The organism is Myxococcus sp. AM011 (genome assembly GCF_013372595.1).
Taxonomy (GTDB): Bacteria; Myxococcota; Myxococcia; order Myxococcales; family Myxococcaceae; genus Myxococcus; species Myxococcus eversor.
Genome location: NZ_JABXEM010000279.1, coordinates 1 through 14,217 on the forward strand (window position 1 = coordinate 1; position 14,217 = coordinate 14,217).

The following is a 14,217-nucleotide window of genomic DNA, read 5'->3' on the forward strand; positions in this document are numbered from 1 at the left end:
GGCCAGAAGGGGGCTTGGAAGAGGTGGGCATGGCGATTCGCGGCGTATACTCGCAACCCGCGTGAGATACGAGTTGCTCCTACAGACGATGACGCCGGGCACGCCTTACGAGGCGGCGCGGGTGGATGGCCACCTCTCGGAGAAGCGGGTGACCGTCCGTCCGGATGGAAACCGCCTCTGGCACCTCCAGCACGGAGACGTGGAGGTGGGCGTGCTGCGCGAGGGCGGGCGGGTGGTGGCCACCGAGCTGCGAATCCCCCTGGCCGAGCGCTCGGACCTGGTGCGCGAGGTGGTGGGCGAGGCCTCCAGACTGGCCACCCAGGCGGGAGCCCGGCTCGTGGACCCCCAACTGGGCCGCTCGCTGGTGGCCTCCGACGAAGGCATGGTGGCGGACCAGTACATGCGCACGGTGCGCTACGCGGGCGGGGCCTCCGGGGCGTCGACCGAGGCGATGGGCTCCGCCACGTACACGCCGCTGACGACGGAAGGGACCAAGAGCTTCCAGCCGGGCGCGAAGTTCTTCCTCATCGCCATCGCCGCCTTCTTCTTCCTCTACATGCTCGTGGACTCGATGTTGGGGAACCTCGGCGGCAGGTAGGCCGGGCGGGCGAGGAGGGGCCTTCACGCCCGCTGGGTTGTCCGGCGCGAGGGAGCGCTCGGCGTTAGATTGCGGGGGTGTTCAAGTACTTCCTGCTCGCGCTCATCGTTCCCTTCTTGGAGCTGTACCTGCTGGTCGTCATCGGCCGCGAGGTGGGCTTCATGCCGACGCTGGCCCTGGTGCTGCTGACGGGCGTGGTGGGCTCCTGGCTCGCCCGTCGTGAGGGCGGCAGGGTGATGCGCCGCTGGCGAGACGCCCTGGCCCGGAGGCAGGTCCCCGAGGAGGGCCTGTTCAGCGGCGCGTTGGTGATGCTCGGCGGCGTGCTGCTGGTGATTCCCGGCGTCATCACCGACGTGGTGGGCCTGTCGCTGCTCTTGCCTCCCGTGCGTCGCTTCGTGACGGCGCGCCTGCGCCGGGCCGTGGAGCGCCGCATGCGGGACGGCTCGCTGCGCGTCACCACCCTTGGTGGCGTGGGCTTTCCCGGGCCGTTCCCCGACGAGACTGTCTCGCGGACTCCATTCCCCGAGTCGTGGACGGAGGACGCGGCGAGCCCGTCCGCGCGCATGCGCTCCGGTGCATCCAAGTCGGAAGTGGATGCGGAGTTCACCGAGGACGAGCCGCGACACTGAAGCCGCGCGCGGCCCCGCGCCTCAGGCCCGAGGGCTCATCCGCGTGGAGCTGCTGAGGTTGGCGTTGAGCGTGGTGGAGCCCGCGCGCCAGGGGCGGGCCTGGTCCAGCAGCCAGCGGCCGAGCCGGGCCACACCCGCGCAGGTCAGCAGCAGGACCAGCCCCACGCCCACCGCGGCGGGAACCCCGAGGATGGGGCCCACGCGGCCGGAGAGGCCGCCGATGTCCGCCCAGCCGTACACGATGGGCAGGTGCAGCACGTAGACCCACAGCGACAGTCGCCCCATCGGCGCCAGGAGCCCGCTGAGCCGGACGGGGGCCAGATTCACCACGCCCAGGACGATGAGCCCCTGGCCCACGCGATAGGCCACCAGCCACGCGCTCGTGGGGCCCCAGTCGGCGGTCGTCAGATGCGCGAGCCCGAGCATCCCCGCGCCCAACGCGAGCAGCGCCAGCCCCTGCGGCCAGCCCGGCTTCAAGAGGTGCAGCGCATAGGCGGCGAAGGCGCCCGCGAAGAAGAAGCCCGCCCAGGGGAAGAAGGGGAAGCGGCTTCCCTCGCCACTGCCGAGGAACTGCTGCACCGGCATGGGCAGCCCCGCGCCCAGCCGCCACATCGCCGTGCTCGCCAGCGGAATGGCCAATGCCAGGGTGAGCAGGACGAGCGGACGGCCTCCGCGCGCGGGCACGAGCGCGAGCAGCACCGAGCCCGACAGCAGCGCGAAGCCGATGCACTGGAGCGCATCGAAGGCGAAGACGCGCGACAGCATGGCGTCCGTCCAGCCCAGGTCATGCACCGCCGGCCAGCCGGGCCAGTGCAGGAAGTATCCCAGGAACAACAGCAACAGCGACCGGCGGATGCGGCGACCGAGCGTGTCGCGCGCGGCGTTGGGCTTGGTGCCCAGGGCGGCGACGACGGCCCAGCCACTCACCAGCAGGAAGAGGGGCGCGGTGATTCCGCGAAAGCTCCAGTAGTGCTGCACCCAGGGCAGTTGGCGAGCCTCGGGTGAGAGCAGCGCGTCCAGCGTGTGTCCCAGCACCATGGCGAGGACAGCGAGGCCACGAGCACCATCGAGCCCGGGGTGCCGGGTCGATTGCTGCTGGAAGGTGAACGAGGGACCGAGTCGTTTCACGCGACCTGGAGCATAGGACGACCCAGGGGCCGCGTCTCGAAAACGCTCGATGGCGAGATGCCACTGCCACGCTCCGGGCGAGCCACCTGGACGGTCCGTGGGGTGCTACATCCCTGCTCATGCGGACCCTCTCCCTGCGCCTGCTCGCCCCGCTGCTGCTCGTGTCCACCACGCCTGTGTCCGCGAGGGCCGCGTCTGGAGATGAGTGGCTGGGCCCCGACAAGAAGAAGCACTTCGCGGCGTGCTTCGTCCTGGCGGGCGTGGGCTATGGCGCCGGTGCGCTGCTCTTCGAGCCGCCAGAGGCGCGCCTCTTGACGGGTGCTGGATTGGCGCTCGGGGTGGGCGTGGGCAAGGAGCTGTACGACCTGGGGCGAGGGACGACCTTCTCGTTCAAGGACCTGGTGTGGGACGCGGCGGGGACGGCGACGGGGTTGGGCGTGTCGTGGCTCGTCGACCGGCTCGTCTTCGGGTCTCCCTCGCGCGAGGCGTCCGCGATGTCGCCGCTACGACGGGATGTTCCGCTCGTCGTGTTCGTCCCTGGAGGACTCGGGGGCGGCGGGCTCGGGCGACAGGAGCTCCTCGTCGGGACGCGCGCGCGCTTCGATGAGTCGCAGCAGCTTCTCGCGGTCCATGAGCGGATCCACCGTCATCAGGGCGCTGCCTTGTCGCGGGTCTCCGCCGGTGACGAGCACGGTGACCTGGCCTCGGGGACACTGCCGCAGGCAGCCGGTGGGCATGACGTGGACGGTGTCGGAGAGCCCTCGCTCGCTCAGCGAGCGTTGGAGCCAGCGGGGCAGCTCGATGCCACCGGACCTGGCGCCTCGGCGCATCAGGCACTTGCGACAGACGAGCACGTCGACGTCCTCGCGCGTCTCGTCCGTCTCCCCAGCGCTTTCATCCCGCATCCATCCTCCTCGTCGTCTTCGGAGCCAGGCACGTCGACCGCGCGGCACACCGCCGATGCGCCGCTGCGAGGGCGCTGAGCGCGGGTCGACACGAAGGAACAACCCCGTCTTCAGAGGTAGCCGCTGGCCGGTGCCCGCGCAGCCCAGGCCCTCATGTCCGAGGAGCAGGGGAGCGGAGGAGCGGTTGCCGTCGCCGAGGCTGATGGACGCTGAAAGGGGACGTGGGGTGCGTCATCAAGACGCGGGCAACATGGCGGAGTAGGACTGGTAGCGTCCCGGTCCGTTAAACGCCCCTGGAGTGCCTCATGTCGCGCAACCGGTTCCTGATGCTGCTCACGTTGACCTCGCTCGGCGCGGGTGGACTGACGGCGTGCGAGCCGAAGCAGGAGGTCGCGTCTCAGCCCGCGCCTCCGGTGGAGCAGGCCGCGCCGAAGCCGCGCACGCCGAAGCCGCTGACGCCCGACCAGCTCGCGCACTTCTTCCGTCCGCTGCCTCCGGCGAAGGACGCGAAGCCCGCGCCCAAGGACACCGAGGCGCAGGTGATGCTGGGCCGCATGCTCTTCTTCGAGCCGCGGTTGTCGAAGAACCACGATGTCTCCTGCAACACCTGCCACGGCCTGGACACCTACGGCGTGGACAACAAGGCGCTGTCGGACGGGCACCGGGGGCAGAAGGGCACGCGCAACTCGCCCACCGTCTACAACGCGGCGGGGCACATCGCGCAGTTCTGGGATGGCCGCGCCGACACGCTGGAGGCGCAGGCCACGGGCCCCATCTTGAATCCGGTGGAGATGGCCATGCCCGACGAGCGGCGGGTGGTGGCCACGCTCTCCTCCATTCCGGAGTACGTCACGCGCTTCCGCGAGGCGTTTCCCGGAGAGAAGAAGTCGTTGTCGCTGACGAACGCCGCGCGCGCCATCGCCGCCTTCGAGCGGGGCCTGACCACGACGTCGCGCTTCGACCGGTTCCTGGCGGGAGAGCACGCCGCGCTCACCGAGCCGGAGCTGCGCGGCCTCCAGCTCTTCGCCCTCACGGGCTGCACCACGTGCCACAACGGTCCAGCGGTGGGAGGCATGTCGTTCCAGAAGCTCGGGCTGTTGGAGGACTACCCGGGCCTGACGGACGCGGGGCGGTTCGATGCGACGAAGAACGAGGACGACCGGGGCAAGTTCCGGGTGCCCACGCTGCGGGACGTCGAGCGGACGGGGCCGTACCTGCACGACGGCAGCGTGAAGGACCTGCCGACGATGGTGCGGCTGATGGCGAAGCACCAACTGGCGCGGACGCTGACGGACGGGGAGGTGGATGACCTGGTGGCCTTCCTCCGGAGCCTCACGGGCGAGCTGCCGCCCCGGGAGCGCATCGCCGCGCCGCCGCTTCCCCCCAGCACGAAGAAGACGCCCGAGGCGGATCCGTCTTGAAACGTGCGTCTCACCCCGTGCGTTGCTAAACCGCGAGCCCCATGGACCGAATGTTCTTCTACGCCCACTCAGGGCTTCGCTATCTGGTGCTGCTCGCGGGCGTGCTGGCCATCGCCTACTTCGCCTTCGGTTTCGCCACGAAGCGCCCGTTCGACAAGGGCGGCCGCATCCTCGGCGCTTCCTTCGCGGGGCTGCTGCACCTCCAGGTGCTGCTCGGCATCCTCGTGCTGGTGACGCGCTTCTACTACCCGGCCCTCATCGGCCACATCGTGCTGATGGTGCTGGCGGCCGTCGTCGCGCAGGTGCTGCTGTCGGTGAACCGGCGTCGTCCGCAGCCGGGCTACGCGCTGCCGCTGGCGGGCGTGGGGCTCGCCATCGTGTTCATCATCGGCGGCATCATGGCCATCGGCCGCGGCGTGTTCACCACCACCGCGATGTGAGCCGTGCCGCGCGGGTGGAGCCTCTCGCTCCCCGCGCGGTCTTGTGTTGGAGGCTCGCTACGCTCCCAGTGTCGAGCAGGGCTGCTCGTCAGCCCTTTGCTCTGTGTGGGCTCGTGGGCTTCACGCTGGAGCCGAGCAATCCATCGTGCTGGAGGCCGCACGGTGCGAGGACCTGTTCTTGCCCGCCTTCGTGCGTTGGCAAACGGTGCGTCCGCTCGTGCCGCGCGGCGCAAATGCTGCGCTCCCTTCGCATGATTTCCCGTGCTCCATGAGGGCGTGAGCCAGTGAACTCCCTGGCCCCCTGGTTGCACTGAGTCCGCGTGTGCCGAGCAACGAGCTTGGCTTCCCCGTGAGGAGGGGCACGCAGCAATGCGGACACGTGTGCTGGGAGGACGGCCGCATCAGGAGCGAACGCTCGTCCCCATCCTTCCGCTCCTGGCCGTGCTGGCAGCACCGACCGCGCTGGCGCAGGCGTCGCGACAGGGCGCGCAGCTCTTCACCCAGCGGTGCGCGACGTGTCACTCGGTGGGCGAGGGCGACCGGATTGGTCCGGACCTGCACGGGGTGCTGGAGCGTCGCGACGAGGCGTGGCTCACCCGCTTCATCAAGAGCCCGGGTGCGCTCATCGATTCGGGAGACCCCGTCGCGGGCGCGCTGCTGACGAAGTTCAACGGCGTGCGCATGCCGGACCAGGCGCTGTCCGACGCGGAGCGCGCCAGCCTCTTCTCCTTCTTCCGCGAGTGCACGCGGAAGGAGAAGGGCGGCTGCAAGCCCTCGCCCGCGGAGAAGATGGGCACGGACGCCACGCCGGAGGAAATCGCGCGGGGCCGTCGCCTCTTCGAAGGCTCCGAGCCGCTGACCAACGGAGGTGCCGCCTGCATCGGCTGCCATGACGTGCGCGGCCTGGGCATCGCGGGTGGTGGCACGCTCGGCCCCAACCTCACCTTCGCCTTCGCGCGCATGGGCGAGAAGGGGATGCGTCCCGGGCTCGCGAAGCTGGAGGGGCCGATGATGGGCGCGCTGTACGCGAAGGCGCCGCTCGTCGAGGAGGAGCAGTACGCCCTCAAGGCCTATCTCGCGGACGCCTCGCGTGATGGCAGCCGTCCGCGCGCGGACCGTGACTTCTTCTACCTGGGCGTCGTCGGTCTGGTCGCGGCGCTGGGCTTCATCGGGGTGGTCTTCACCACGCCGTCCGCGCGAGGTCACTCGTGAGCGACTCCCTCCTCTTCTCCTTGGTTCCATACGCGGCGGCCGGCGTCGCGCTCGTGGGCATCATCCGCGGGCTGACGCTGCGTGAGGCGCCCGCGCCGGTTTCGCCCTGGACGCCCGCGGGCCGCGCCGTGCTGGCGGGAGCGGCCATCGTCGCCTTCAACCACCTGCTGGGCCTCGCGGCGCCGCGTGCGATGCAGGTCTTCAACGCCTCGCCGTCGCGACTGTTCGCGCTGGAGTCGGTGAGCCTCATCGGCGCGCTGCTGCTGGGCTGGGGCCTGTGCTCGCTGACCCTGCGCCAGGCACGCGAGCGCCAGTGGGGCTCGGCGGTCGCCCTGGGACTGGTGTTCGCTCATGTCCTCACGGGCGTGTACGTGGCGGTGTCGTTGCGCTGGAGCTCCGCCTGGTACGTGCACGTGACGGTGCCGTACCTGCGCTCGGTGCTGGCCGTCCAGCCGGACTCGACGTTGATTCAGAGTGCGCCGCTCGTCTTCCAGGTCCACCTGCTCGCGGGCCTCACCCTGCTGGGGCTGGCTCCCTTCTTCCGGATGAGCCGTGTGTCGGCACCGGTGCCTTCGACCAGGCCCGTCGAGTCCGCCGAGCCCGGACTGCTTGTCACGCCTCGCGAGGAGACGCCATGAGCCGCGTTTCCTTCCAGGCCCTGGGGTACGCCGGTGCGCTCGTCGCGCTGGGCCTCGGTGGCTGCAGTGGGCCGGTGAACAACCAGCAGGGCCACATGCCCGCGCAGCCGGTGGCCTTCTCCCACGCGGTCCACGCGGGCCAGTACGAGCTGGACTGTCAGTACTGTCACGTGGGTGCCGAGCGCAGTCGTCACGCGGGAGTGCCCTCCGCCAGCGTGTGCATGAACTGCCACACGCAGGTGAAGAAGGACTCGCCGGAGATTCAGAAGGTGGCGGCGGCGGTGGCCGCGAATGCACCCATCGAATGGGTGCGCGTCCATCGCCTGCCGGACCATGCCTTCTTCAACCACGCGAGCCACGTCACCGCGGGCCTGAAGTGCCAGACGTGCCACGGCCAGGTCCAGGAGATGGTGCGCGTGGAGCAGGTGGAGCCCATGACCATGGGCTGGTGCCTCGACTGTCACCGCGAGATGTCGACGGAGGCACTCGCCGCGCCGACGCCGTCCGCACCTCGCGCGGGAGAGCTGCTGGCGCTGACCTCCGGCACGCCACTTCCCGAGCCTTCGAAATCCCCCCGCATCCTCCGGCCGCCCTCGGATTGCTCGGGCTGCCACCGCTGAGGACCTCTCGCCATGTCCGACCCCCTTCCCAAGTACTGGCAGAGCCTGGCCGAGCGGGCCACCGACGCCGCGTGGCTGGAGCAGTCGCGCGACGAGTTCGCCGAGGAACTCCCGGTGGGCGTCGCCGCCACGCCGCCGGACGCGAGCAGCCGTCGCGACTTCTTCAAGATGATGGGGCTGAGCGCCGCCGCGGCCATGGTGGCGTGTCAGCGCGCCCCGGTGCAGAAGCTCATCCCCTACGTGTCCCGGCCGGACGAAGTCATGCCGGGCACCGCGCTCTGGTACGCCTCTACCTGCGAAGGCTGCTCGGCGCGCTGCGGTCTGCTGTTGAAGACACGCGACGGACGTCCCATCAAGGTGGAGGGCAATGACGAGCACCCCGTATCGCGCGGTGGCGTGTGCGCGGTGGGGCAGGCCTCCGTGCTCTCGCTCTACGACGCGAGCCGCGCCCGCTTCCCTTCACGCGACTGCCATCGAGTGTCCTGGACGGACCTGGACACGGAGGTGAAGGCCGGGCTGCGCAAGGTGGCCGAGGCGGGCAAGTCCATCCGTCTGGTGCTGCCATGGGGGATGGGGCCCACCGCCGAAGCCGGAGTGAAGCGCTTCCTGGCCGCGCACCCCCTGGCGCGCACCGTGCGCTACGAACCGCTGGGTGAGCTCGCCGCGATAGGTGATGCATACCGCCTCACGCACGGCGCGCGCGTGGTGCCCGACTACCGCTTCGACCGTGCCCAGGTCATCGCCAGCTTCGGCGCCGACTTCCTGGGTACGTGGGTATCGCCGGTGGCCTTCACGCGCCAGTACACCGAGGCGCGGGATGCGGCCGGGCGAAGGGCGATGGCGCGGCACTACCAGATTGAACCGGTGATGACGCTCACCGGCGCAGCCGCCGACCGCCGTTTCGTAGTGGCCCCCTCCGAGGTGACGCTCGCCCTGGGCGACGTGGTGCGCCGCCTGGCGGTGAAGGCGGGGCGTACCGTCCCTGGCCTCAAGGAGTTGCCGGCCTCGCGATTGGAGCCGGCCGCGCTGGACGAACTGGCCGAAGCCCTGTGGTCGCACCGCACGGAGTCTCTGGTCGTGTGCGGTGGTGACGAGGTGGCCGCGCAGGTGCTGGCCGCGACGGCGAACGTATTGCTCGGAAACGAGGGCACCACGGTGCTGCCCATGGAGGGCGTGGCGCTGGACGAGCGTGCCCTCTCCTACGGCGAGCTGCTGACCGAGCTGGGCGAGGGTGGAGTAGGTGCGGTGCTCTTCCTCGGCGTCAATCCCGCCCATGCGGACCCGAGAGGAGCGGCGCTGGGAGCCCTGCTCAAGAGAGTGCCGCTCACCGTGGCGCTCAATGACCGGCTGGACGAGACGGCAATCCTGTCGCGGCTTCATGCCCCGGCCTCCACCCCGCTGGAGTCGTGGGGAGACGCGGAGCCGCGACGAGGCGTGCTCTCGCTGCGACAGCCCGCGGTGGCGCCGCTGCACGACACCCGGGACGCGGTGGAGTCGCTGCTGAAGTGGGCGGACGTCCCGGTGTCCCACCATGAATTCTTGCAAGCCCGATGGGAGGCGGAGGTCTTCCCGCACGTCGCGCAAGCAGGGGCGTCCTTCAGTGCCTTCTGGGACGACTCGGTCCGCCGAGGTGTCGTGACGCTTTCCCCGCTACCGACGGTGCCGTTGTCCTTCCGCGAAGACGGCATGGCGAAGGTGCTGGGCGCGGTGGCGCGGTCGTCCGTGGAGTGGGAGCTGATGCTGTTCCCCTCGGTGGCGCTGCGCGACGGCGCATTCGCGAACAACGCCTGGCTGCACGAGGTGCCAGACCCCATCACCAAGGCCACCTGGGGCAACCCCGCGCTCATCGCACCCTCGCGGGCGAAGGAGCTGGGCCTGCGCGACGGAGACGTGGTGCGGGTGCGGGTGGGCGGTGAGGCGCTGTCCCTGCCCGTGCTGGTGCAGGCGGGGACGCACCCGTCCGTGCTCGGCGTGGCGGTGGGCTACGGCCGGACGCGGGCGGGACGCATCGGCGATGGCGTGGGCACGAATGTCTTCCCGCTGGCGGCGGTGGTGGAGGGGCGCGTGCGGCGCTCGGTGCCGGGGGCGACGGTGGTGGGGACGGGCGAGAAGCAGAAGCTGGCGCTCACGCAGACGCACTCGCGACTGGAAGGTCGGCCGCACGTGCGCGAGGCGGAGCTGGCCGCGTTCCTGGCGAACCCGCGCGCGGGCAACGAGGAGCACGGCGGGCATGGCGGCAACGGAGCGCACCCGCTCTCCATCTGGTCTGGCCACGAGTACAAGGGCCACCGGTGGGCGCTGGCGGTGGACCTGAGCGCGTGCACGGGCTGCTCGGCGTGCGTGGTGTCATGCCAGGCGGAGAACAACATCCCCAGCGTGGGCCGCGACGAGGTGCTGCGGCAGCGCGAGATGCACTGGATGCGCATCGACCGGTACTACCAGGGCGACGAGGCGAACCCTCAAGTCGTCCACCAGCCGATGATGTGCCAGCACTGCGAGAACGCGCCGTGCGAGACGGTGTGCCCGGTGCTCGCGACGGTGCACTCCAGCGAGGGGCTCAACCAGCAGGTCTACAACCGCTGCGTGGGCACGCGCTACTGCGCGAACAACTGCCCCACCAAGGTCCGCCGCTTCAACTGGTTCGACTATCCGCACGACGAGCCGCTGGAGCGGATGGTGCTCAACCCGGACGTGGTGGTGCGCAGCCGGGGCGTCATGGAGAAGTGCTCGCTCTGCGTGCAGCGCGTCCAGGAGGGCAAGGCCGCGGCGGCTCGCGAGGGCCGCGCGCTGAAGGACGGCGACATCCAGACGGCCTGTCAGCAGAGCTGTCCCGCGAAGGCCCTCCACTTCGGGGATGTGAATGACCCGGACAGCCGCGTGGCGAAGCTGGCGAAGGACGGGCGCGCGTTCCGGCTGCTGGAGGAGCTGAACATCGGGCCGTCCATCACCTACCTCACGAAGATCCGGAACACCGGGTCGGGAAGCGGAACATGAGCCAACAGCACCTGTCCCCGCTGCGCGTGCCGCTGGTCACCGAGCCGCGCACCCTGGGCCAGCTCACCGAAGAGATCTGCGCGCCCATGGAGCGTGCGCCCACGTGGAAGTGGTGGGCGGCGTTCGCGATAGCGGTGTCCGTGTTGGGCACGGGCGCGGGAATCGTCGCGTATCAGGTGGGCACCGGCATCGGCGTGTGGGGATTGAACAAGACCATCGGCTGGGCGTTCGACATCACCAACTTCGTGTTCTGGGTGGGCATTGGCCATGCGGGCACGCTCATCTCCGCCATCCTCTTCCTCTTCCGGCAGAAGTGGCGCACCAGCATCAACCGCGCGGCGGAGGCGATGACGCTGTTCGCTGTCATGTGCGCGGCGCTCTTCCCCGTCATTCACATGGGGCGGCCGTGGCTGGCCTTCTGGGTGCTGCCCTATCCCAATACACGCGGCAGCTTGTGGGTGAACTTCCGTTCGCCGCTCTTGTGGGACGTGTTCGCCATCTCCACGTACTTCACGGTGTCGGCGGTGTTCTGGTACGTGGGCCTGATTCCGGACCTGGCCACCGTGCGTGACAGGTTGAAGGCAGGCGTGAAGAAGGCCGTCTTCAAGGTTCTGTCGCTGGGGTGGACAGGGTCGCACCGGACGTGGAGCCGCTACGAGACGGTGTACCTGTTGCTCGCGGGACTGGCGACGCCGCTGGTGCTCAGCGTGCACACCATCGTCTCGATGGACTTCGCCACGTCGGTGATTCCCGGCTGGCACACCACCATCTTCCCGCCGTACTTCGTGGCCGGCGCGGTGTTCAGCGGCTTCGCGATGGTGCTGACGCTGATGATCATCACCCGCGTGGTGCTGGGCTACGAGCACCTGATTACGCTGCGCCACCTGGAGAACATGACGAAGGTCATCATCGTCACGGGTGGCATCGTCTCGCTGGCGTACGCGACGGAGTTCTTCATCGCCTGGTACTCGGGCAATCCATACGAGCGCTTCGCGTTCATGAACCGCGCCTTCGGTCCCTACGCGTGGGCGTATTGGATCATGGTGACGTGCAACGTGGTGTCGCCGCACCTGTTCTGGTTCAAGAAGATTCGCACGTCGCCCGCGGCCATCTTCGCGCTGTCGTTGGTCATCAACGTGGGCATGTGGTTCGAGCGGTTCGTCATCATCGTCACCAGCCTGCACCGCGACTTCCTGCCCAGCAGTTGGTCCATGTACACGCCCACGATGGTGGAGGTGGGGACCTTCATCGGAACGTTCGGGCTCTTCTTCACCCTGTTCCTGCTCTTCGTCCGCGTGCTGCCCATCATCTCCATCGGCGAGGTGAAGAGCGTGTTGGGCTTCGCCAGGAATCCTCACGAGCACGCCGAGGCGCATCCCTCAACGCATGCCCCCGCGAGGGATGTGTCGACGGAGCCCTCGTCGCCTCGACTCCACCCGCCGCTGGCCATCGCCACCCGGAAGGACGTCCCCGTATGAGCGCCCCGGTCCTCATCGGCTATTTCGAGCACGAGGCGCAGGTCCTCGCCGCCACCCGCGCGGTGCGAGAGGCGGGACATGACTTGCGCGACGTGTACACGCCCTATGCGGTGCACGGCCTGGATGACGCGATGGGCCTCAAGCCCAGTCGGCTCACCTGGGTGTGCTTCGGGGCGGGGCTCCTGGGCTGCACGCTGGCCCTGTCACTCCAGCTCTACACCAGCGTGGTGAGCTGGCCGCTCAATGTGGGGGGCAAGCCGTTCAACTCGTTCCCGGCCTTCATCCCGGTGACGTTCGAGCTGACGGTGTTGTTCGCCGCGCTGAGCACGGTGGCGGCGTTCCTGGTGAGGGCCCGGCTGTTTCCGGGGAAAAAGCTTCAGACGTTGCCCCGCGTGACGGATGACCGGTTCGCCATCGTCATCGCGCCGCGCCAGTCCCCGGAGTCGCTGGAGGCCGCCGAAGACCTGCTGCGCCGTCATGGCGCGGTGGCCACGGACTTGAAGGAGGTGGGGCCGTGAGGAGGACCTGGGTGGGACTGGCGGCGCTGGGGCTGGCCGTCGGCGGCTGCGAGCAGGACGAGACGCGGCCGAACTTCGAGTACGCGCCGGACATGGTGGCTTCGGTGCCCTATGACAGCTTCGCGCCCAACCCGAACACGGGGGACGGCAAGACGCTGCTGGCTCCGGCGAAGGGCACGGTGCCTCGGGGGCATCTGCCGCTGCACCTGTCCGCCGGCCTGGAGGCGGCCGAGCGCGCGGGGAGCGAGCTGCGCAATCCGTATCCCGCATCGCCCGAGGTGGTGGCGCGAGGCCAGACGGCGTTCCAACGGTACTGCTCGCCGTGTCATGGCTCCGGAGGGTTGGGGGATGGTCCGGTGACGGCGCGCTTCCCGATGCCGCCCTCGCTGCTGGCGGAGCACGCGGTGGGGCTTCCGGATGGACGCATCTTCCACATCATCACCCATGGGCAGGGACTCATGCCGGCCCACGGCTCGCAGGTGGCGCCGGAGGACCGGTGGAAGCTGGTCCACTACCTGCGCACGCTCCAGAACCCCGCGCGCACGGCGCGCAAGGAGACGCCATGAGCGCCCCCGTCGAAGCAGCCGCCACCGAGTCCCAGGGTGGCTTCGCCGTCTCGCCTGTCTTCCACCGCGCCGCGCAGGTGGCGGCGGGAGCGGGGTTGGGAGTTCTCGTGCTGGGGTTGGTGCAGGCCCCGGAGCGAGCGCTGACCAGCCTGTTGACGAGCGGCTTCTATTTCCTGTGCCTGGGGTTGGGCGGTGCGGTGTTCCTGGCCCTGATGTACGTGGCGAACGCGGGGTGGTTCACCGTCTTCAAGCGAATCCCGGAGGCGTTCGCGTCCTACGTGCCTTGGGGCGCGGTGACGCTGCTGGCGCTGCTGCCGTTCGTGACGAAGCTGTATCCCTGGGCGAAGCCGGGAGTGATGGAGACGGACCACCTGCTGCATGAGAAGGCGGCCTTCCTCAACGCGCCCTTCTTCGCGATTCGGATGGGGGTGATGTTGGCGGTGTGGGTGGGTTTCACCTGGATGTTGCGGCGCAACTCGCTGCGGCAGGACGTGGAGCACGGCGAGCCGTTGACCCGGAAGAACGTGACGGTGTCGGCGGTGTTCCTGGTGCTCTTCTCTCTGACTTTCTGTCTGGCGGCGTTCGACTGGCTGATGAGTCTGGAGCCGCACTGGTTCAGCACCATCTACGCGCTCTACAACGTGGCGGGGCTCTTGAGCTCCAGTGTGTGTGCCATCACCGTGGTGGCGGTGTTGCTGCACCGGGCGGGGGCGCTGCCTCGGCTCAACTCCAGCCATCTGCATGACCTGGGCAAGCTGATGTTCGGGTTCTCCACGCTGTGGGCATACCTCTGGTTTTCGCAGTTCATGCTCATCTGGTACGCGAACATCCCGGAGGAGACGGTCTACTTCATCGCGCGGATGCATGGCGGGTGGGAGGTGCCGTTCTATGTGAATGTGGTGTTGAACTGGGCGCTGCCGTTCGTGCTGTTGTTGCCGCGTCCCGCGAAGATGAACCCGAACCACCTGCTGCGCGTGGCGGGGGTGCTGCTGGTGGGGCGTTGGTTGGATTTGCAGTTGATGGTGGCGCCCGCGCACCAGCCGGAGGGGCTGACGGTGGGGGTGTATGAG

The 14,217-nt window shown here is 69.3% G+C and carries 14 protein-coding genes; 13 read left to right on the forward strand and 1 reads right to left on the reverse strand.

Annotation, left to right across the window (positions count from 1 at the left end; genetic code table 11):
• Positions 1 to 61 precede the first annotated feature (61 nt).
• Together HUW62_RS38835 and HUW62_RS38840 are read left to right on the forward strand one after the other, a co-directional pair.
• On the forward strand, positions 62 to 598 hold the full coding sequence (locus tag HUW62_RS38835; RefSeq protein WP_163865184.1) for a hypothetical protein: 537 nt from the start codon (positions 62 to 64) through the stop codon (positions 596 to 598).
• 77 nt (positions 599 to 675) lie between these two features.
• Positions 676 to 1,227 (forward strand): FxsA family protein, encoded by a 552-nt coding sequence (locus HUW62_RS38840; RefSeq protein ID WP_176437281.1) that lies wholly within the window; start codon positions 676 to 678, stop codon positions 1,225 to 1,227.
• A gap of 21 nt (positions 1,228 to 1,248) precedes the next feature.
• On the opposite strand, the gene HUW62_RS38845 is transcribed toward HUW62_RS38840, so the two are convergent.
• Positions 1,249 to 2,355, reverse strand: coding sequence for an acyltransferase family protein (locus tag HUW62_RS38845; protein ID WP_368670587.1), 1,107 nt, complete (start codon positions 2,353 to 2,355; stop codon positions 1,249 to 1,251).
• A gap of 119 nt (positions 2,356 to 2,474) precedes the next feature.
• Here HUW62_RS38845 and HUW62_RS38850 point away from each other — a divergent pair, with 119 nt between their 5' ends.
• The 11 genes from HUW62_RS38850 to HUW62_RS38900 all read left to right on the forward strand — a co-directional run.
• Positions 2,475 to 3,338 carry a YfiM family protein gene (locus HUW62_RS38850; RefSeq protein WP_176437282.1) on the forward strand — a complete coding sequence of 288 codons (864 nt, stop codon included), beginning with the start codon at positions 2,475 to 2,477 and terminating at the stop codon, positions 3,336 to 3,338.
• A gap of 227 nt (positions 3,339 to 3,565) precedes the next feature.
• Positions 3,566 to 4,681: a cytochrome-c peroxidase gene (locus HUW62_RS38855; RefSeq protein ID WP_176437283.1), complete on the forward strand. Its 1,116-nt coding sequence runs from the start codon at positions 3,566 to 3,568 to the stop codon at positions 4,679 to 4,681.
• Between the two features lie 41 nt (positions 4,682 to 4,722).
• Entirely contained in the window at positions 4,723 to 5,121 is a 399-nt protein-coding gene (locus HUW62_RS38860) for a hypothetical protein (RefSeq protein ID WP_163865180.1), read from the forward strand.
• Between the two features lie 369 nt (positions 5,122 to 5,490).
• Positions 5,491 to 6,333 (forward strand): c-type cytochrome, encoded by an 843-nt coding sequence (locus HUW62_RS38865; protein WP_176437284.1) that lies wholly within the window; start codon positions 5,491 to 5,493, stop codon positions 6,331 to 6,333.
• Complete coding sequence (locus HUW62_RS38870) at positions 6,330 to 6,971, forward strand: respiratory nitrate reductase subunit gamma (protein WP_176437285.1); 642 nt, start codon at positions 6,330 to 6,332, stop codon at positions 6,969 to 6,971. The genes HUW62_RS38865 and HUW62_RS38870 overlap by 4 nt, the downstream gene beginning before the upstream one ends.
• A complete protein-coding gene (locus HUW62_RS38875; RefSeq protein WP_163865177.1) occupies positions 6,968 to 7,591 on the forward strand; it encodes a cytochrome c3 family protein in 624 nt (207 codons plus the stop codon). Before HUW62_RS38870 ends, HUW62_RS38875 begins: the two co-directional genes overlap by 4 nt.
• Before the next feature lie 12 nt (positions 7,592 to 7,603).
• On the forward strand, positions 7,604 to 10,585 hold the full coding sequence (locus HUW62_RS38880; protein WP_176437286.1) for a TAT-variant-translocated molybdopterin oxidoreductase: 2,982 nt from the start codon (positions 7,604 to 7,606) through the stop codon (positions 10,583 to 10,585).
• Complete coding sequence (gene nrfD / locus HUW62_RS38885; protein WP_176437287.1) at positions 10,582 to 12,063, forward strand: NrfD/PsrC family molybdoenzyme membrane anchor subunit; 1,482 nt, start codon at positions 10,582 to 10,584, stop codon at positions 12,061 to 12,063. Before HUW62_RS38880 ends, nrfD begins: the two co-directional genes overlap by 4 nt.
• Positions 12,060 to 12,581, forward strand: coding sequence for a DUF3341 domain-containing protein (locus tag HUW62_RS38890; RefSeq protein ID WP_163865174.1), 522 nt, complete (start codon positions 12,060 to 12,062; stop codon positions 12,579 to 12,581). The genes nrfD and HUW62_RS38890 overlap by 4 nt, the downstream gene beginning before the upstream one ends.
• A complete protein-coding gene (locus HUW62_RS38895) occupies positions 12,578 to 13,147 on the forward strand; it encodes a cytochrome c (protein ID WP_163865173.1) in 570 nt (189 codons plus the stop codon). The genes HUW62_RS38890 and HUW62_RS38895 overlap by 4 nt, the downstream gene beginning before the upstream one ends.
• On the forward strand, positions 13,144 to 14,217 hold a 1,074-nt coding region (locus HUW62_RS38900; protein WP_176437288.1), incomplete at its 3' end, for a hypothetical protein. The genes HUW62_RS38895 and HUW62_RS38900, both read left to right, overlap by 4 nt.